Annotated in this window: 8 protein-coding genes; 5 read left to right on the forward strand and 3 right to left on the reverse strand. The window is 74.4% G+C overall.

The window, feature by feature from the left end; all coding sequences use genetic code 11:
* Positions 1 to 54 precede the first annotated feature (54 nt).
* Positions 55 to 939, reverse strand: a complete 885-nt coding sequence (locus ABT048_RS35905; protein ID WP_350525808.1) for a winged helix-turn-helix transcriptional regulator — start codon at positions 937 to 939, stop codon at positions 55 to 57.
* A 134-nt stretch (positions 940 to 1,073) separates the two neighbouring features.
* Here ABT048_RS35905 and ABT048_RS35910 point away from each other — a divergent pair, with 134 nt between their 5' ends.
* The gene (locus ABT048_RS35910; RefSeq protein WP_350525809.1) at positions 1,074 to 2,375 is read left to right on the forward strand and encodes an MFS transporter; all 1,302 of its coding nucleotides are present in this window, start codon (positions 1,074 to 1,076) and stop codon (positions 2,373 to 2,375) included.
* 169 nt (positions 2,376 to 2,544) lie between these two features.
* Here the strand turns inward: ABT048_RS35910 and ABT048_RS35915 are convergent, their stop codons facing one another.
* Both ABT048_RS35915 and ABT048_RS35920 read right to left on the reverse strand, forming a co-directional pair.
* Entirely contained in the window at positions 2,545 to 3,207 is a 663-nt protein-coding gene (locus ABT048_RS35915; protein ID WP_350525810.1) for a response regulator, read from the reverse strand.
* The gene (locus ABT048_RS35920; RefSeq protein ID WP_350525811.1) at positions 3,195 to 4,592 is read right to left on the reverse strand and encodes a sensor histidine kinase; all 1,398 of its coding nucleotides are present in this window, start codon (positions 4,590 to 4,592) and stop codon (positions 3,195 to 3,197) included. The genes ABT048_RS35915 and ABT048_RS35920 overlap by 13 nt, the downstream gene beginning before the upstream one ends.
* Before the next feature lie 328 nt (positions 4,593 to 4,920).
* Here ABT048_RS35920 and ABT048_RS35925 point away from each other — a divergent pair, with 328 nt between their 5' ends.
* The 4 genes from ABT048_RS35925 to ABT048_RS35940 all read left to right on the forward strand — a co-directional run bounded on the left by ABT048_RS35925 (position 4,921) and on the right by ABT048_RS35940 (position 15,041).
* The gene (locus ABT048_RS35925) at positions 4,921 to 6,366 is read left to right on the forward strand and encodes a glycosyltransferase 87 family protein (RefSeq protein WP_350525812.1); all 1,446 of its coding nucleotides are present in this window, start codon (positions 4,921 to 4,923) and stop codon (positions 6,364 to 6,366) included.
* An 81-nt stretch (positions 6,367 to 6,447) separates the two neighbouring features.
* Positions 6,448 to 7,674 carry a glycosyltransferase family 4 protein gene (locus ABT048_RS35930; protein WP_350525813.1) on the forward strand — a complete coding sequence of 409 codons (1,227 nt, stop codon included), beginning with the start codon at positions 6,448 to 6,450 and terminating at the stop codon, positions 7,672 to 7,674.
* A 133-nt stretch (positions 7,675 to 7,807) separates the two neighbouring features.
* Positions 7,808 to 10,354 carry a M64 family metallopeptidase gene (locus tag ABT048_RS35935; protein WP_350525814.1) on the forward strand — a complete coding sequence of 849 codons (2,547 nt, stop codon included), beginning with the start codon at positions 7,808 to 7,810 and terminating at the stop codon, positions 10,352 to 10,354.
* Positions 10,347 to 15,041: a DUF6603 domain-containing protein gene (locus ABT048_RS35940; protein WP_350525815.1), complete on the forward strand. Its 4,695-nt coding sequence runs from the start codon at positions 10,347 to 10,349 to the stop codon at positions 15,039 to 15,041. Before ABT048_RS35935 ends, ABT048_RS35940 begins: the two co-directional genes overlap by 8 nt.
* Positions 15,042 to 15,053: the final 12 nt, after the last annotated feature.

The following is a 15,053-nucleotide window of genomic DNA, read 5'->3' on the forward strand; positions in this document are numbered from 1 at the left end:
TGGCCTACTGACCTGCCGGTCCCCTGACCTGCTGTCCGCCCGTCGGCCGGGCCGCTACTCGCCGGCGAGCCGGTCGAGGAGGGTGAGGGCGTCCTCGACGGAGCCGGCCGGGTCGACGACGGGGTAGAGGACGCCCCGTACGGTGCGGGTGGCGTCGAGGACGAGGGTGAGCCGCTTGAGCCGGTCCACGCCGGCGGCCCGGAAGGTGGGCAGGCGCAGTGTGGCGGCCAACTGCAGCTCGGCGTCGGAGAGCAGCGGGAACGGGATGCGCGCGTGCTCGGCGAACGCGGCCAGTTGGTCGGGGCGTTGGGTGCTGACGCCGTAGACGCGGGCGTCGCGGGCGGTGAACTCGGCCATCCGGTCGCGGTAGGTGCTGGACTCCAGGGTGCAGCCGGCGGCGCCGGGGATGGTGCCCCAGCCGGGCGGGTAGTCGTGGCCGCCGGGCGGGTAGGCGCCGGGGTAGCAGTAGAGCACCGTCCAGGCGGAGCCGGCCGCGACCGGGTCGACGGGCTCGCCGGCGGCGGAGGCGAGTTCCAGTGGCGGCAGCCGGTGGCCGGCCAGGGCGTGGACGCGGCGGGTCTCGGCGGAGTCGGCGGAGCTGGTGGCCGAGAGTGATCCGTCGCCCAGGACGTAGCGCCCGCCCCAGTCCTGCAGGGCGACCAGGACGGGCAGCAGGCCGCGGCCGGTCGCCGTCAGGTGGTACTCGTAGCGCGGCGGGTGCGGGTGGTAGAGCCGCTTCTCCAGGATTCCGTCCTCGACGAGCGCCTTGAGCCGTTCGGTGAGCACCCGGCGGCTGATCCCGAGCGCGGTGCGCAGGCCGTCGAAGTGGTGGGTGCCGCCGGCGATGTCCCTGATCAGCAGCAGGGTCCAGGTGTCGCCGACCACGGTCAGGGCCTGGGAGATCGCGCAGTCGGGGTCAGCCGCTTCGGTGTGCCGCATGAGTATCGATTATAGTGAGTTCCAAAATGAGACTCACTCGCCGGACTGCTCGCCGGCGCACCCGCCGGGTCGGCCCTGCCGGAGCGGCGCACGGGGGCGGTCGCGGCGGGAGCGGCGGACGGGAAGGGGTGGACGTGGCGACGCGCACAGCGGTTGCGACGGGACGCGGGACGGAACGGGGGAGCGGGCACGGGCCGGAGGAGGGCAGCCGGCGCGGGGCGGAACGCGGGGGCGGGGCGGGGGTGTTCTGGCGCTACTGGAGCGCCTCGACCGTCAGCCGTTTCGGGGACGAGGTCACCCGGGTGGCCCTGCCGCTGATCGCCGTCGTCACCCTGCACGCCACGGCGCTGCAGGTCGGCCTGATCACCGGAGCGGCCTACGTCGCCTGGCTGCTGGTCGGACTGCCGGCCGGCGTCCTGGTCCACCGGCTGCCGCTGCGCGGCACCCAGGTCGCGATGGACCTGGTCCGCGCCGCGGCCGTGGCCTCGGTGCCGCTGTCGGCAGCCTTCGGGGTGCTCGGCCTGCCGCAGCTCGTGGCGGTGGCACTGGTCATCGGCCTCGCCAGCGTGGTCTTCGACGTCGGCAACTCCACCTTCCTGCCCTCGATCGTCGCCAAGGAACAGCTGACCGCCCGCAACAGCCTGCTCTCCGGCACCTCCGCCGCGACCGAGCTGGCCGGCCCCTCGCTCGGCGGCGTGCTGGTCCAACTCCTCGGCGGCGCCGCCTCGATGGTGCTGGACACGGTCAGCTACCTGGTCTCGGCCGTGCTGCTGGGCAGCCTGCCCCGCGCGGAACAGCCGACCGGACGGACCCCCGGCGCGGGCATGCGCGAGCAGATCCGCGAGGGCTGGCGCTACGTCACCCGGCACCCGGTGATCGGGCCGTGCGCCGCCGACGCCACCGCCGTCAACTTCGTCTGCGGCGGCCTGATGACCCTCACTCCGGTGTTCCTGGTCCGCACCCTCGACGCGCCGGTCGCCGCAGTGGGCGCCCTGATGGCCACCGGTGGGCTGGGCAGCCTGCTCGGCGCCGCCGTCACGCCCCGGCTGGTCGCCCGGATCGGCAGCGGCGGCGCACTGCGGTGGGCGGCGCTGTTCGCCGCGCTGTTCGCCTTCCTCCTCCCGGCCGCCGGCTCCGGCTGGGCGACGCTGGTCTTCGCCGTCGGCAACGCCGGCTTCTCGGCGGGCGTCGTGGTCACCAGCATCGTCACCCGCACCCACCGTCAGACCCAGACCCCGCCCGACCTGCTCCCCAGGGTGATGGCCACCGTCCGCTTCGTCTCCTGGGGAGCCATCCCCGTCGGCGCCCTCGCCGCCGGTGCCGCCTCCACCGCCTGGGGCCCCCGCACCGCTCTGCTCCTGCTGGCCGTCGCCAGCCTGGCCAGCCCGGCGATCCTCATGGCCGGCCCGATCCGCCGCCTGCGCGAACTCGCCTGACGCGGCGGGCGGATGCGCCGGGGCGGCCGGGGGACGGGGGTCTCCGGCGGCCCCGGCCACTTCCGTCGCTCCGGCCACTTCGGCCAGTTCGGCCGCTCTGGCCACTCCGGCTACTTCGGCCGCCACGGTCGGCCCCGTGCGGCCGGTGCGGCCGCTGCGGGCCGTCGGATCAGCCCGCGCCGCCCCGCAGGTGCGCCAGCACCGCCAGGACCCGGCGGTTGCCCTCCGCCGGATCGAGGTCCAGCTTCATGAAGATGTTGCCGGCGTGCTTGACCACCGACGCCTCGGTGACGCCCAACCGGGTCCCGATCGACTGGTTGGTGAAACCCTCGGCCATCAGCCCGAGCACCTCGCGCTCGCGCGGAGTGAGCCGGCTCAACGGCCGCGCCGCCGTCTGCTGGGCTAGCAGCACCCGCACCACCTCCGGGTCGATGACGGTCTGCCCGTCGGCGACCCGGCGCAGCGTCTCCAGGAACTCGGAGACCTCGCCGACCCGGTCCTTCAACACGTAGCCGAGGCCACCCTTGTCCCGTCCGTCGCCGCCGAGCAGCTGTGTCGCGTACGCCGTCGCCACGTACTGGGAGAGCACCAGGACGGGCAACCGCTCGTGCCGGGCGCGCAGGTCGAGGGCCGCCCTGAGGCCCTCGTCGCGGAAGCCGGGCGGCATCCGGACATCGGTGATGACGACGTCCGGCCGGTGCTCCTCCACCGCCCGGGCCAGGGCCTGCGCGTCCCCGACCGCGGCGACCACCCGGTGGCCGCTGCGGTCGAGGATCTCGGTCAGGCCCGCCCTGAGCAGGACGGCGTCTTCGGCGAGCACTATGCGGAGCACGGGACCTCCACCCGGAGCTGGGTCGGACCGCCGACGGGGCTGGAGACCGTCAGCCGTCCCCGCAGGATCGCCAAGCGGTCCGCGAGGCCGGACAGGCCGGTACCGGCGCCGGGATCCGCCCCGCCCCGCCCGTCGTCGATGATCATCAGGATAAGCCGGTCGTCCACCAACCGGCCGGTGACCCCGACCCGGGAGGCCCCGCTGTGCCTGGCCGCGTTGGCCAGCGCCTCCGTCACCGTGAAGTACGCCGTCGCCTCCACCAGGGGTGGGAGGCGGCGCGGCAGGTCGATCGCGGCCTCGACCGGGATCGGTGAACGCTGCGCCACCTCCGCCACCGCGGCGGCCAGCCCGTGGTCGGTCAGCACCTGGGGGTGGATGCCCCGCACCAGGTCGCGCAGCTGCTCCAGGGCCCGGCGCGCCTCGCCCCGACCCCGGGCGACCAGCGCGGCCGCCTCCGGGGCGGAGCCCTTCAGCTCCAGCTCGGCCAGCCCCAAGGTCATGGTGAGCGCCACCAGTTGCTGCTGCGCGCCGTCGTGCAGGTCCCGCTCGATCCGGCGCCGCTCCGCCTCGAAGGCGTCCGCGAGCCGCGCCCGGGAGCGCGTCAGCTCGATCACCCGGTGGTGGTCCGGATCCCTGCGCGGCCCCAGCAGCATCCGGGCCGTCCAGACCTGGCCCGCCGTCAGCCAGCCCGCCGCGTACCCGGACAGCGCCACCCCGGCCAGACCGACGAGGCCGAACGGCAGGGCGGACAGCGGGCCGGGGACCGCCCGGCCCGGGATGATCATCACGGTCTCCGGGGCCAGCGCCCACACCACCACCGGGCTGGCGACCAGGATGCAGGAGAACGCCAGCAGCGCCAGCACGCCCAGCCCGGCTCCGGTGAAGACGATCGCCAGCAGGGCCGCGTACCCCGACTCCCGCCAGGTGGCCCGCTCCGCGAACCGGTGCCGCAGCCGACGCGGCAGACCGTTCCGCAGCCCGTCCTCGGGCACCGGCGCGTGCGGGTCGGCGAGCCGAACCGGCTCCACCAGCCGCAGCCGACGCCGCTCCAGCCGGGCGACCGGGATGCCCAGCAACGGGACGCAGGCCAGCACCAGCAGGCCCACACCCGCCACCGAGAGCAGGATCCCGACGGAGACCAGCACCGCCAGGGCGAGCAGCACGCCCAGGCCGAACAGCACGCCGCCCAGCTGGTGCAGCCAGCACCGCAGCGGCCAGGTCGAGAACAGGAAGGCCGGCGGCCGGCGGCCGAGCGCCCGCCGGACGGCGAGGTCCGGCGCCGCCGTCCCGTCGGGCGCTGTTGGCCCGTCGGGCGCCGCCGTCCCGTCGGGCCGGGCGGTGTCGTCCGGTCCGGCCGTCGTGCCGGCCTCATCCGCGAGGGACATCCCGTGCCTTCCGTCCGATGGGCGTTCGATGATCATCAAGAACCCTAGCCCGGACGGCCGTCCCCGTCGGTAGGGAAAACCCGCCCCTCCGCCCTCCGCGCAGGGTCCACTGCGTCCCGCCCCTGGCCGAGGTTCAACTCCCGTTGCCCGTAGGGGAGTCGGACCCGGCGCGGCGACCGGCCGTGCGCTCGTCGCCGGGCAGGGCAGTGCGCCGCCCCCCGGCCGTGGTCGGGGAAACCCGACCACGGATCCTCGACCTACCTGTCATGACCGTGCGCCCCCGTCCGACTGGAATGGAGCGGTGCCGAAACGACTGGTTGCAGCAGCGATGACGACGATCCGCCCCGGAAGCGCGGGAGGTGTGGCACGGGGCGGGCCCGCCGCCCGGCGCGCGCTCGGGACCGCCGGCTGGCTCGGAGCAGCAGGCTTCGCCGCCGCCCTCGCCTCCCTCTCCGCCCTGGCGCCGCACCGTGTCTGGAGTTGGTGCGCCGCCGTCGGCTACCTGACGGCGGCGCTCGCCGGCCGACTGCCCGCCCGGCTGCCCACCCGACAGCCCGCCCGGCTGCGCCACGCGCCGAGCGCCGGGTCCGCGCTGCCCGTCGGCTGCGCGCTGGTCGGTGCCGTCCTGGTGCCGCTCGCCGTCCTGCTGGCGACCGGTCGGGCCCAGAGCGAGGTCCTGGTGATCGAGCGATCCGCCGCGACCCTGCTGCACAGCGGCACGCCCTACCCGGCCGATCCGCAGGCCGTGACGGACTACAACCCGTACCTGCCCGGCATGGCCCTGTTCGGCATGCCCGCCCGGCTGTTCGGCGACGGCTCCGCCGCGCTCCGACCGGTCGGCGACCCCCGGCTGTGGTGCGCCGCCGCCCTGGTGGCCTGCCTGGCCGCCGCGCACACGGTGCTGCGGCGCGGCACGACCCCGGGAACCGCCACCCGCTCCCTCGGCGCCGGGTACGCGACCGCCGTCCTCGTCGCCTCCCCGCTCGTCGCGCTGCCGCTCTGCGTCAGCGGCATCGACCTCCCGCTCACCGGACTCCTCGCCCTCGCGCTCGCCCTCGCCGCCCGCCACCGGCCGGTCGCGGCCGGACTCGCCCTCGCCGCCGCCTGCTCCCTCAAGTGGACCGCCCTGCCCGCGGTCGCGGTCGCCGTCGCGCTCGTGGCGGCCGGCCGGGGGCGACGGGCCGCCGTCCGCTGCGCCGCCGTCTGGGCGGGCGGCACCCTCGCCCTGGTCCTGCCCGCACTGCTGGTCGCGCCCGGCCGGCTGGTCGAGCAGGTGCTCCTCTTCCCGACCGGACGCGGCGCCGTCCCGACACCCGCCGCCAGCCCGCTGCCCGGCCGAATGCTCGCCGACCTCGGGCCGGCCGGCTGGTGCGCGGCCGTCCTGCTCCTGCTGTGCGGCGGGGCGGCCGTCGCCGTCTCCCTCGTCGTCCGCCCGCCCCGGAGCCTCGCCGCCGCCGCCGACCGGCTGGCCGCCGGCCTCTGCCTCGCCTTCCTCCTCGCCCCCGCCGGGCGGTTCGGCTACTTCGCCCTGCCGCTGCTCCTCGCCCTCTGGGCCCGCCTCGCCCCGGCCGGTCCGCCCGGCCGCCCGGCGGTCCGACACCGGGTCCGGGCGGTTCACGTGCCCGGCGCCGCTCCCGTGGCCGTTGCCGTACGCGTCGGCGTTCCCCCGCTCACCGCGACCCCGCCCCGCCGGGCCCGGCCGGTCGGCCGTCGAGCGGTTTCCCCCTCGTTCACCAGCGCCGGCGCGGCCGCCGTGACCGTCCCTCCGCCCTGACCACCCCTCCATCGTGACGACCCCTGCTCCTCCACCGCACGACGCTCCGGCGCCCGCCCGGAGCCCGAGAAAGGCCGCCGCATGAGCACCACACTGATCGTCACCAACGACTTCCCGCCCCGGCAGGGCGGCATAGAGACCTTCGTGCACGCCATGGCCACCCGGGTGCCCGGGGACGACGTGGTCGTCTACACCTCCTCCGAGCCCGGCGACGCCGCGTTCGACGCGAGCCTGCCGTTCCCCGTGATCCGGGACCCCGCCCGTACCCTGCTGCCCACCCGCAGGGTCACCGAGCGCGCCGTGCGGCTGGTCCGCGAACACGGCTGCGACCGCGTCTGGTTCGGCGCGGCGGCCCCGCTCGCCGTGATGGCGCCCGCGCTGCGCCGGGCCGGTGTGCGGCGGATCGTCGCCACCACCCACGGTCACGAGATCTGGTGGGCCCGGGTGCCCGGGGCACGTCGGCTGTTGCGGCGGGTGGGCGACGGCGTCGACGCGGTCACCTACCTCGGCGAGTACACCCGCGCCCGGATCGCTCCGGCGCTGGGGCCCCGGGCCCGGCTCGCCCGGCTGGTGCCCGGGGTCGACCCGGCCGCCTTCGGGCCCGAACCGCGCGCGGAGCAGGGCCGGGAGGTCCGTGACCGGTACGGGCTGCACGGCCGCGAGGTGGTGCTGAGCGTGGCCCGGCTGGTGCCCCGCAAGGGCCAGGACGTGCTGATCCGCGCCCTTCCGCTGATCCGCCGTGCCGTGCCGGGGGCGGTGCTGCTGATCGTCGGTCAGGGCCGGGACGAGCAGCGGCTGAGGAGGCTCGCCGCCAGGCTGCCGCAGGGCTCGGTGGTGTTCGCCGGCGGCCGCAGCCACACCGAGACGCCCGCCTACTACGCGGCCGCCGACGTGTTCGCCATGCCCTGCCGCACCCGCCGGGCCGGGCTGGAGGCCGAAGGGCTCGGCATCGTCTACCTGGAGGCCGCGGCCGCCGGTCTGCCCGTCGTGGCGGGGGACTCCGGCGGCGCGCCCGACGCGGTGCTCGACGGCCGTACCGGCGTCGTCGTCGACGGCCGGGACGTCCACGCCGTCGCCGGGGCCGTGATCCGGCTGCTGACCACCCCGGAGGGCGCCGCGATGGGGCGGGAGGGTCGTCGTCGGGTCGCCCGCGAGTGGACCTGGGAGGCCTCCGCCGACCGCCTGACCCGGCTGCTCACCCCGGGACCCGGGGCACCGGAGCTCGATTCGCCGGAGCTCGATCCACCCGGCTCCGATTCGCCGGAGCCTTATTCGCAAGAAAATATCGTCCGATCATCGATCGAATGAAAATTACCCGTTCAGGGCATTGACTCGATAATTCTCTGGATTTGTCAGTGGCCATCAGTATGGTTACGGATCATCGGCGCCGGTGTCGGCTCCGGTGGGCCCAACTCGTGGACGGCAGACAGGAGAAGCCTCCGTGACCGACCTCGATCTCCTCCTGTTTCCGCACTGCGACCTGCACATGGCCCTGAGCGGCACACCGCCGCTCGTCCTGACCCTGGCCACGCGCAAGGAGGCCACGCCCGCGACGAACGGCTTCGTGGTCACCGCGGTGCCCTCCGGTCAGTGCGAGTTCGACTTCTTCGCGCCGTTCAACGCGAAGGAGCACCGATTCGAGGGGTTGCCGACGTTCGACAAGGCGACCGGGAGGGTCACGGCCACGACTCCCGGGGTCTTCCTCTTCCAGGCCCACTTCGGGAACCAGTACCTCGTCGGCCGGCTCCAGGTCCACCGGTCCGTCGTCGGCTGGTGGTTCGGCAACGACTCGGTCACCACCGCACTCGACGCCACCGTCGCGCACACCCAGCCGTCGCTGTACGCGAAGTTCAGCGACGACGCCGGCGCCGGGACGGACCTGATCGGCGACATCACCGGGCACGGATACGTCCAGCTGGTGCCGGCCGACACCCGGCAGCTCGTCGTGTCGCCGACCGGCCGGGTCCGGGGCGTGCTGCCCACCCAGCCGGGCACGCCGTGGGTGCTCTCCGGCCTGTTCCCGGGCCTGGGCGGCGCGCAACTGCTCGACGTGTGGGTGACGGACTACACCGCGCAGCACGCGCTGACGTGGGAGCTGGGCGGGGGTGACCCGGCGGCCCTCGGCGACAAGCACAACGTGCTGTTCCTCGCCGAGGGGTTCCGCGAGCAGGACCGTGCGAAGTTCGACGAGATCGTCACCCGCACCGTCCACGAGATGTTCGAGAAGCCCGCGCACGAGCCGTACGGCATGCTGCGCGCGAGTTTCAACGCCTTCAAGGCCTTCACCCCCTCCCAACAGCACACCGTCACCTGCGGGTTCCGGGTCTCGGCGGGCGAGGAGACGGTCGAGGCGGGCCGGGCGACGGGCTCCGGCTACCCGATCCCGACCAAGCGGATCGGTGGCGGCACGCTCTACACGCTGGAGGAGCTGGTCCGCCGGGTCGGGCTGCCCATGCGCGGGGACAGCCGGAGCAACCTCCCGGCGACGTGGCAGGACCAGGACCTCGACATCGATCCGCACAAGATCACCGAGGACCTCGTCAAGGCCTGGAAGGCGCACCAGTCGGTCGGCATCCTGCACGCCCGGGACACCTTCTTCGGCTTCCACCTGGGCAACCGGCTGGCCGACCGGGCCTCGGGCACGGACCCGGTGCCCAAACCCCCCGACGACGCCAGGCACTCCGCGGCGGTGACGGCCTTCGTCGCCAGGCTGCAGGAGTTCTACCGGAACGAGCCGACCCGCAACCTCACCCTCGACCCGCGCCGGCACCCGCCCGAGCTCTACCTGGACGGGTCGCACGTCAATCCCGCCAACACGCTGCTGCGCTTCGTCGGCGGCCTGAAGCCCACCGGCTCCACGGCCCCGGTCGGCGCCCAGTGGCTGCCCGACGGCTCGCGCTTCCAGCCCAGTCGGGGCCTGATCGCCCTGATCGTCAACGACGGCCTGATCGGCGGGACGAACCTCAACGGCCGCACGGTGACGGCCCAGACGATGAACAGACTCCCGCAGCTCTCCTACGTCTACGCCAACGCGACGGACAAGCGCGAGCAGCGCCGGGACCCACCGCCCGACATCGAGGTGGACTTCGACGACATCGTCCAGACCGTGGCGCACGAGTTCGGCCACAGCTTCAACCTGTCGGACGAGTACGAGGAGTTCGACGGCGACGGCACGGACGCGAAGCAGTCGGCGGACCTGTTCGGCGACAACGTGTCGGTGCTCGGCTTCCTGCGCGCGGGCGACGACCCGGACCGGCACATCGACCCGGCCAAGGTCAAATGGCTGCAGCTGCCCCGGATCCGCTCCGCCGCGGTCCTGCTGACCGACTCGGTGAACGTGACCAGCCCGGTCCAGGGCATCAAGATCACCATCGGCTCGCGCAACATCGCGGAGTGGCAGCTGGCCCAGAAGCTCTTCACCGAGGTGCGGCTGCGCAACTTCGGCATCGCGCCGTTCGGCCGGCAACTCCCGCTGGACGTCGGCGCCGCGCACTACCTGGAGGGCCTGATCGTCGGCCGGGTCCTCCCGGCGGAGGGCGCGATCATCCTCACCCGGGCCGGGACGGCGCCCTTCCCGACCTTCGTGAAGGGCTCGATCGCCTTCGTCCCGCTGAAGGACAACCAGCACCAGCCGCTCCTGGTGGTGGAGCCGGACGTGCTCAAGTACCTCCGGGACCACCGGGATCCGCTCAACCAGAACCCGGACCACGTCCAGAAGAACGACAAGGAGGACGACAACCCCGTCGACATCCCCGACTTCAGCCCGCCCTGCAAGTCCGCCCGGACGATCGGGATCTTCGAGGGCGGCGCCACCTTCGCCGGCGCCCACTACCGGCCGACCGGCCGCTGCAAGATGCGCCGGGGCTCGACGGACTTCTGCCACGTCTGCGCCTGGCTGATCGTCAACCGGGTCGACCCCACCTTCCACGCGCTCCTCGACAGGAAGTTCTACCCGGAGTCCAAGAAGGAGGCGAAGAAGCATGAGTGAGCCGGGCACCTTCGAGCGGATCCTGGCGGAGGTCGGGCAGGCGCTGCTGCCGCTGCGCGACGGGCTGGCCACCCCCGCCGCCTTCACCGCGCTGCTGCGCCGCCTGGGCTGGATCGCGACCGACGTCCCGCAGCCCTTCGTCGACCTGCGCAACGCCGTCGAGACGCTCTACGACAGCCTGCACACCCTGCTGGGCGACGGCGGGCTGAACGTCGACGGGACGGTCGGCGACGGCGGCGCCTCCGCGTCGGCCTCCTTCTCGCCGGACGACGTGAAGCGGGCGCTCGGTGCCGTCCAGGCGCTGATCAAGGGCATCCACGCGATCACCGACGCACCGCCCTCGTCCATCCCCGACGCCCTGCGCGCGGACGGCTTCCTCACCCTCTTCCCCGGCCAGCTCCTCGACTTCCTGATCGTCGGCTACCTGCAGCGCTACCACCCCGACCTCGGCTTCGCCCTGCGAAGCCTCGGCGTGATCAAGGCCGGGTACGCCCCGGCCGTCGGCAACCGCCCGCCGTACATGCACCTCGGCCTCGACCTCGGCGACCTGCCCCGGGCGCTCACCGACCCGGCGCAGGTGCTGAAGGACGCCTTCGGCTGGGGCACCGCCGACTTCGACCACCCGGCGCTGCTCTCCCAGCTCGACAACCTGCTGCGGACCATCGGCGCCGACGTCGAGACCGGGACGGTCCCGCCCTCGACGGCGCTGGCCGTCCAGGGCTCCGCTCCGGACCCGCTCGCGCCGGATCCGAAGACGCTCGCCGCCGTCCTCTTCCAACGCGTCCAGCCCACCGCCGAGATGACCGCCGCCGTCCGCCTGCTGCCGCTGCCCGCCGCCGCCGGCGCCCCGCCCGGGCTCGCGCTCATGCCCTCCTTCACCGGCCGCCAGGGCTTCCGGTTCGACCTGGGCCCGGACATCGCCGTCACCATCCGCGGCGACCTCGACCTCCAGGGCGGCGTCGCGCTGCTGGTGCGGCCCGGCCGCGGCATCGAGATGGTCCTCGGCTTCGAGTCGTCCACCGGGCCGGTCCACGCCAAGGGGGCGATCGACGTCCGGGTGGAGCGGTCGGGCCCGGCCGACGCCCCGCGGGTGCTGTTCGGCAGGGCCGACGGCACCAGGCTCCAGCTGCGCCGGATCTCCGGCGCGGGCGGGGTCCGGCTGGTCGGCGAGGCCGTCGACTTCTTCGCCGAGTTCGGCCTGGAAGGGCTGGAGTTCGTCTTCTCCCCGGCCGGCGCGGACGGCTTCGTCGGCGCCGTCCTGCCCAGCGGCGGGTTCACCCTCGGCGCGGACCTCACCGTCGGCGTCTCCTACCGGCAGGGCTTCTACTTCCGCGGCACGTCCAACCTGGAGATCCAGCTCCCGGCGCACCTGGAGCTCGGCCCGCTGGAGATCCAGGGCCTGACCATCTCCGCCTCGCCGAACGCCGACGGGCTGCCGATCGGCCTCGGCGTGTCCTTCCGCGCCCGACTGGGCCCGGTCACGGCCGTCGTGGAGCAGATCGGGCTCAACGCCGACGTGGCCCTGCGGCCCAAGGGGGACGGCAACCTCGGCCCGGTCGACCTCTCCTTCGGCTTCAAGCCGCCCAAGGGCGTGGGCCTCTCGGTGGACGCCGGGCCGGTCAAGGGCGGCGGGTACCTGTACTTCGACCCGGACCACGGCGAGTACGCGGGCGCCCTGGACCTGGAGTTCGCCGGACTGGTCGAACTCAAGGCGATCGGTCTGATCAGCACCCGGATGCCCGACGGCAGCGACGGCTTCTCGCTGCTGATCGTGATCACCACCGACTTCGGCGCCACCGGCATCCAACTGGGCTACGGGTTCACCCTGCTCGCGGTCGGCGGACTGATCGGGCTCAACCGCGCGATGAACCTGCAGGCCCTGGCGGAGGGCGTGCGCACCGGCGCGGTCGAGTCGGTGATGTTCCCGCGGGACGTCATCGCCAACGCCCCCCGGATCCTCTCCGACCTGCGCCGCTTCTTCCCGCCCGAGGAAGGCCGGTTCCTGATCGGGCCGATGGCGAAGATCGGCTGGGGGACACCCACGCTGGTCAGCGTCTCACTCGGGGTCGTCATCGAGATCCCGCCCGGGAACATCGCCGTCCTCGGCGTGCTCAAGTGCGTCCTGCCCAGCGAGGACCTGCCGCTGCTGGCACTCCAGGTCGACTTCGTGGGCGCGCTGGAGGTCGACAAGTCGAGGCTCTGGTTCTTCGCCGAACTCTTCGACTCGCACGTCCTCATGATGACCATCGACGGCGGCATGGGCCTGCTGGTCGCCTGGGGCGACTCACCGGAATTCGTCCTGACGGTCGGCGGCTTCCACCCCTCCTTCAAGCCGCCGCCGCTGCCCTTCCCGGTGCCCAAGCGGCTCTCGGTGGACATCCTCAACCGGCCGGGCCAACTGATCCGGGTCTCCGGCTACTTCGCCGTCACCAGCAACACCGTCCAGTTCGGCGCGGCGGCCGAACTGCGGCTCGGCTTCGGCGGGTTCGGCATCGAGGGCCACCTCTCCTTCGACGCACTGTTCCGCTTCTCGCCGTTCGCGTTCACCATCGCGATCTCCGCCGGGGTCACCCTGAAGGCCTTCGGCGTCGGCGTCTTCGGCATCGACCTGAACTTCGAACTGGAGGGCCCCTCGCCCTGGCGGGCGCACGGCCGCGGCTCCATCTCCCTGCTGTTCTTCGAGATCTCCGCCGACTTCGACATCTCCTGGGGCGAGGAGCACAACACCACCCTGCCCCCGGTGGCCGTGCTCCCGCTGCTGGCCGGCGAGTTCGCCAAGACCGAGGGCTGGCAGACCAGACTGCCCTCCGGCGGCGCCAACGCCCTGGTCACCCTGCGGCAGCTGCCCGACACCGACCAGCTGGTCCTCCACCCGCTCGGCACGCTCTTCGTCCGCCAGCGCGCGATCCCGCTGGACGTCCGGCTGGACCGGATCGGGGCCCAGCGGCCGGGCGACGGCCGGCGGTTCAGCATCGCCCCCGCGCCGGACAGCGGCCTGACGCGGGTCTCCGTCACCGGCGACAAGTTCGCGATGGCCCAGTTCCAGGACCTCGACGACGCGGCCAAGCTCTCCCGGCCGGCCTACGAGAACCAGGACGCCGGCCTGGAGCTGACCGCGGCCGCCGGCACCCTGCTCTCACCGCGCGTCGTCCGCCGCAGCGCCCGGTACGAACTGCACGTCATCGACAGCGGGGTGCCCGCGACCGCCGCCGACGCCCGGCGGGTCGTCCCGATGGCGGCCCGCTCCGCCGTCGCCGCACCCAAGCGCTTCCACGACGTCAGCCCCGCCGTGTTCAACCAGCTGCTCCAGGGCAGCGCCACCAGCCGTTCACCGGTCTCCCAACGGGAGGCCGGGCTGCGCCGGCCCTTCCCCGCCGACGAGACCGTACGGCTCACCGACCGGCGCTACGTCGTCGCGAACCTCCGCAACAACGTCCAGGCCCATCCGCCGACCGGCAGCCTCGCCGCGGCGACCTTCCGCAGCCGGACGACGGCGGAGGACGCCCTCGCCGACTGGATCCGCCACGACGGTAGCCTCGCCGACCGGCTGCACGTCATCCCGGAGGAGGAGGCGGTGGGCACCCCGGCCACCCCGGGGAGCTGGTCCGCCGCCGGGAGCCCGCCGACCGCCGCCCGCGGCGTCGAGGCCGTCCGGCTGACCAGCGGCAAGGTCCTGGTGGCCGGGGGAGAGGACGCCACCGGCGGCGCACTGGCCGCCGCCGCCCTGTTCGACCCGGTCTCCGCCACCTGGACGGCCGCGCCGCCGCCGGCCACCGCCCGCCGCGGGCACGGCACGACCAGGCTCGGCGACGGCCGGGTGGTCGTCACCGGCGGCCGCTCCGCCGACGGCGGGGTCCTCGGCACGGCGGAGGTCTTCGACCCCGCCCCCGGCACCTGGACGCCCACCGCGAACGCGCTGGCCACCGCCCGCCACGGTCACGCGGCGACCGCCCTGACCGACGGCAGGCTGCTGGTCACCGGCGGCACCGACGGCGCCGGCCGGGCGCTGGCCACCGTGGAACTGCTCGACCCGGTGACCCGCACCTGGTCCGCCACCGGCCCGTCGATGACCGACGCCAGGACGGGGCACCGGGCCGTCCTGCTGAAGACCGGCAAGGTCCTGGTCGTCGGCGGCGCGCTGCCGACCGGCGGCCCGGACGCCGCCCTCGCCCACTGCGAACTCCACGACCCGGCGACGGGCTCCTGGACCCCGACCGGCAGCCTGCTGACCGCCCGCAAGGGCCACCAGGCCACCCTGCTGGCCGACGGCCGCGTCCTGGTCACCGGCGGCGACGCGGTGGCCGGCCCCGACGGCCACGACCCGCGCAGCCTCGCCACCGCCGAGGTCTACGACCCGGCCACCGGCACCTGGACGGCCCTCGGCCCGATGCCCGGCGGCCGCCGCGCACACCGCTGCCTGGCCCTGCGCTCCGGCCTGGTCCTGCTCGTCGGCGGCACCGGCGGCCCGGCCGGCGAGGCGGGCCACCGCAGCGTGACCGTCCTCGACCCCGCCCTCGGCACCTGGACGGCCACCGGGCACCTGGCCACCGGCCGGTCCGACTTCGCCGCCGTGGAGCTGACGGACGGCCGGGTCCTGGTGGCCGGCGGCACCGCCCTGGCGGGCGCCGCCGCCCCCGGCCCCGACCCGGTCGAACTCGCCGCCACCGCCGAGTTGTACGTCCCCTGACGACGGAAGGTT

The organism is Kitasatospora sp. NPDC096140 (assembly GCF_040303045.1).
Lineage (GTDB): Bacteria > Actinomycetota > Actinomycetes > Streptomycetales > Streptomycetaceae > Kitasatospora.

Bases quoted from the DNA above. Each gene is read 5' to 3' on its own strand.
- ABT048_RS35940 (WP_350525815.1), top strand. From the start codon at position 10,347: ATGAGTGAGCCGGGCACCTTCGAGCGGATCCTGGCGGAGGTCGGGCAG.
- ABT048_RS35905 (WP_350525808.1), bottom strand. From the start codon at position 939: ATGCGGCACACCGAAGCGGCTGACCCCGACTGCGCGATCTCCCAGGCC.
- ABT048_RS35920 (WP_350525811.1), bottom strand. From the start codon at position 4,592: ATGTCCCTCGCGGATGAGGCCGGCACGACGGCCGGACCGGACGACACC.
- ABT048_RS35930 (WP_350525813.1), top strand. From the start codon at position 6,448: ATGAGCACCACACTGATCGTCACCAACGACTTCCCGCCCCGGCAGGGC.
- ABT048_RS35925 (WP_350525812.1), top strand. From the start codon at position 4,921: ATGACGACGATCCGCCCCGGAAGCGCGGGAGGTGTGGCACGGGGCGGG.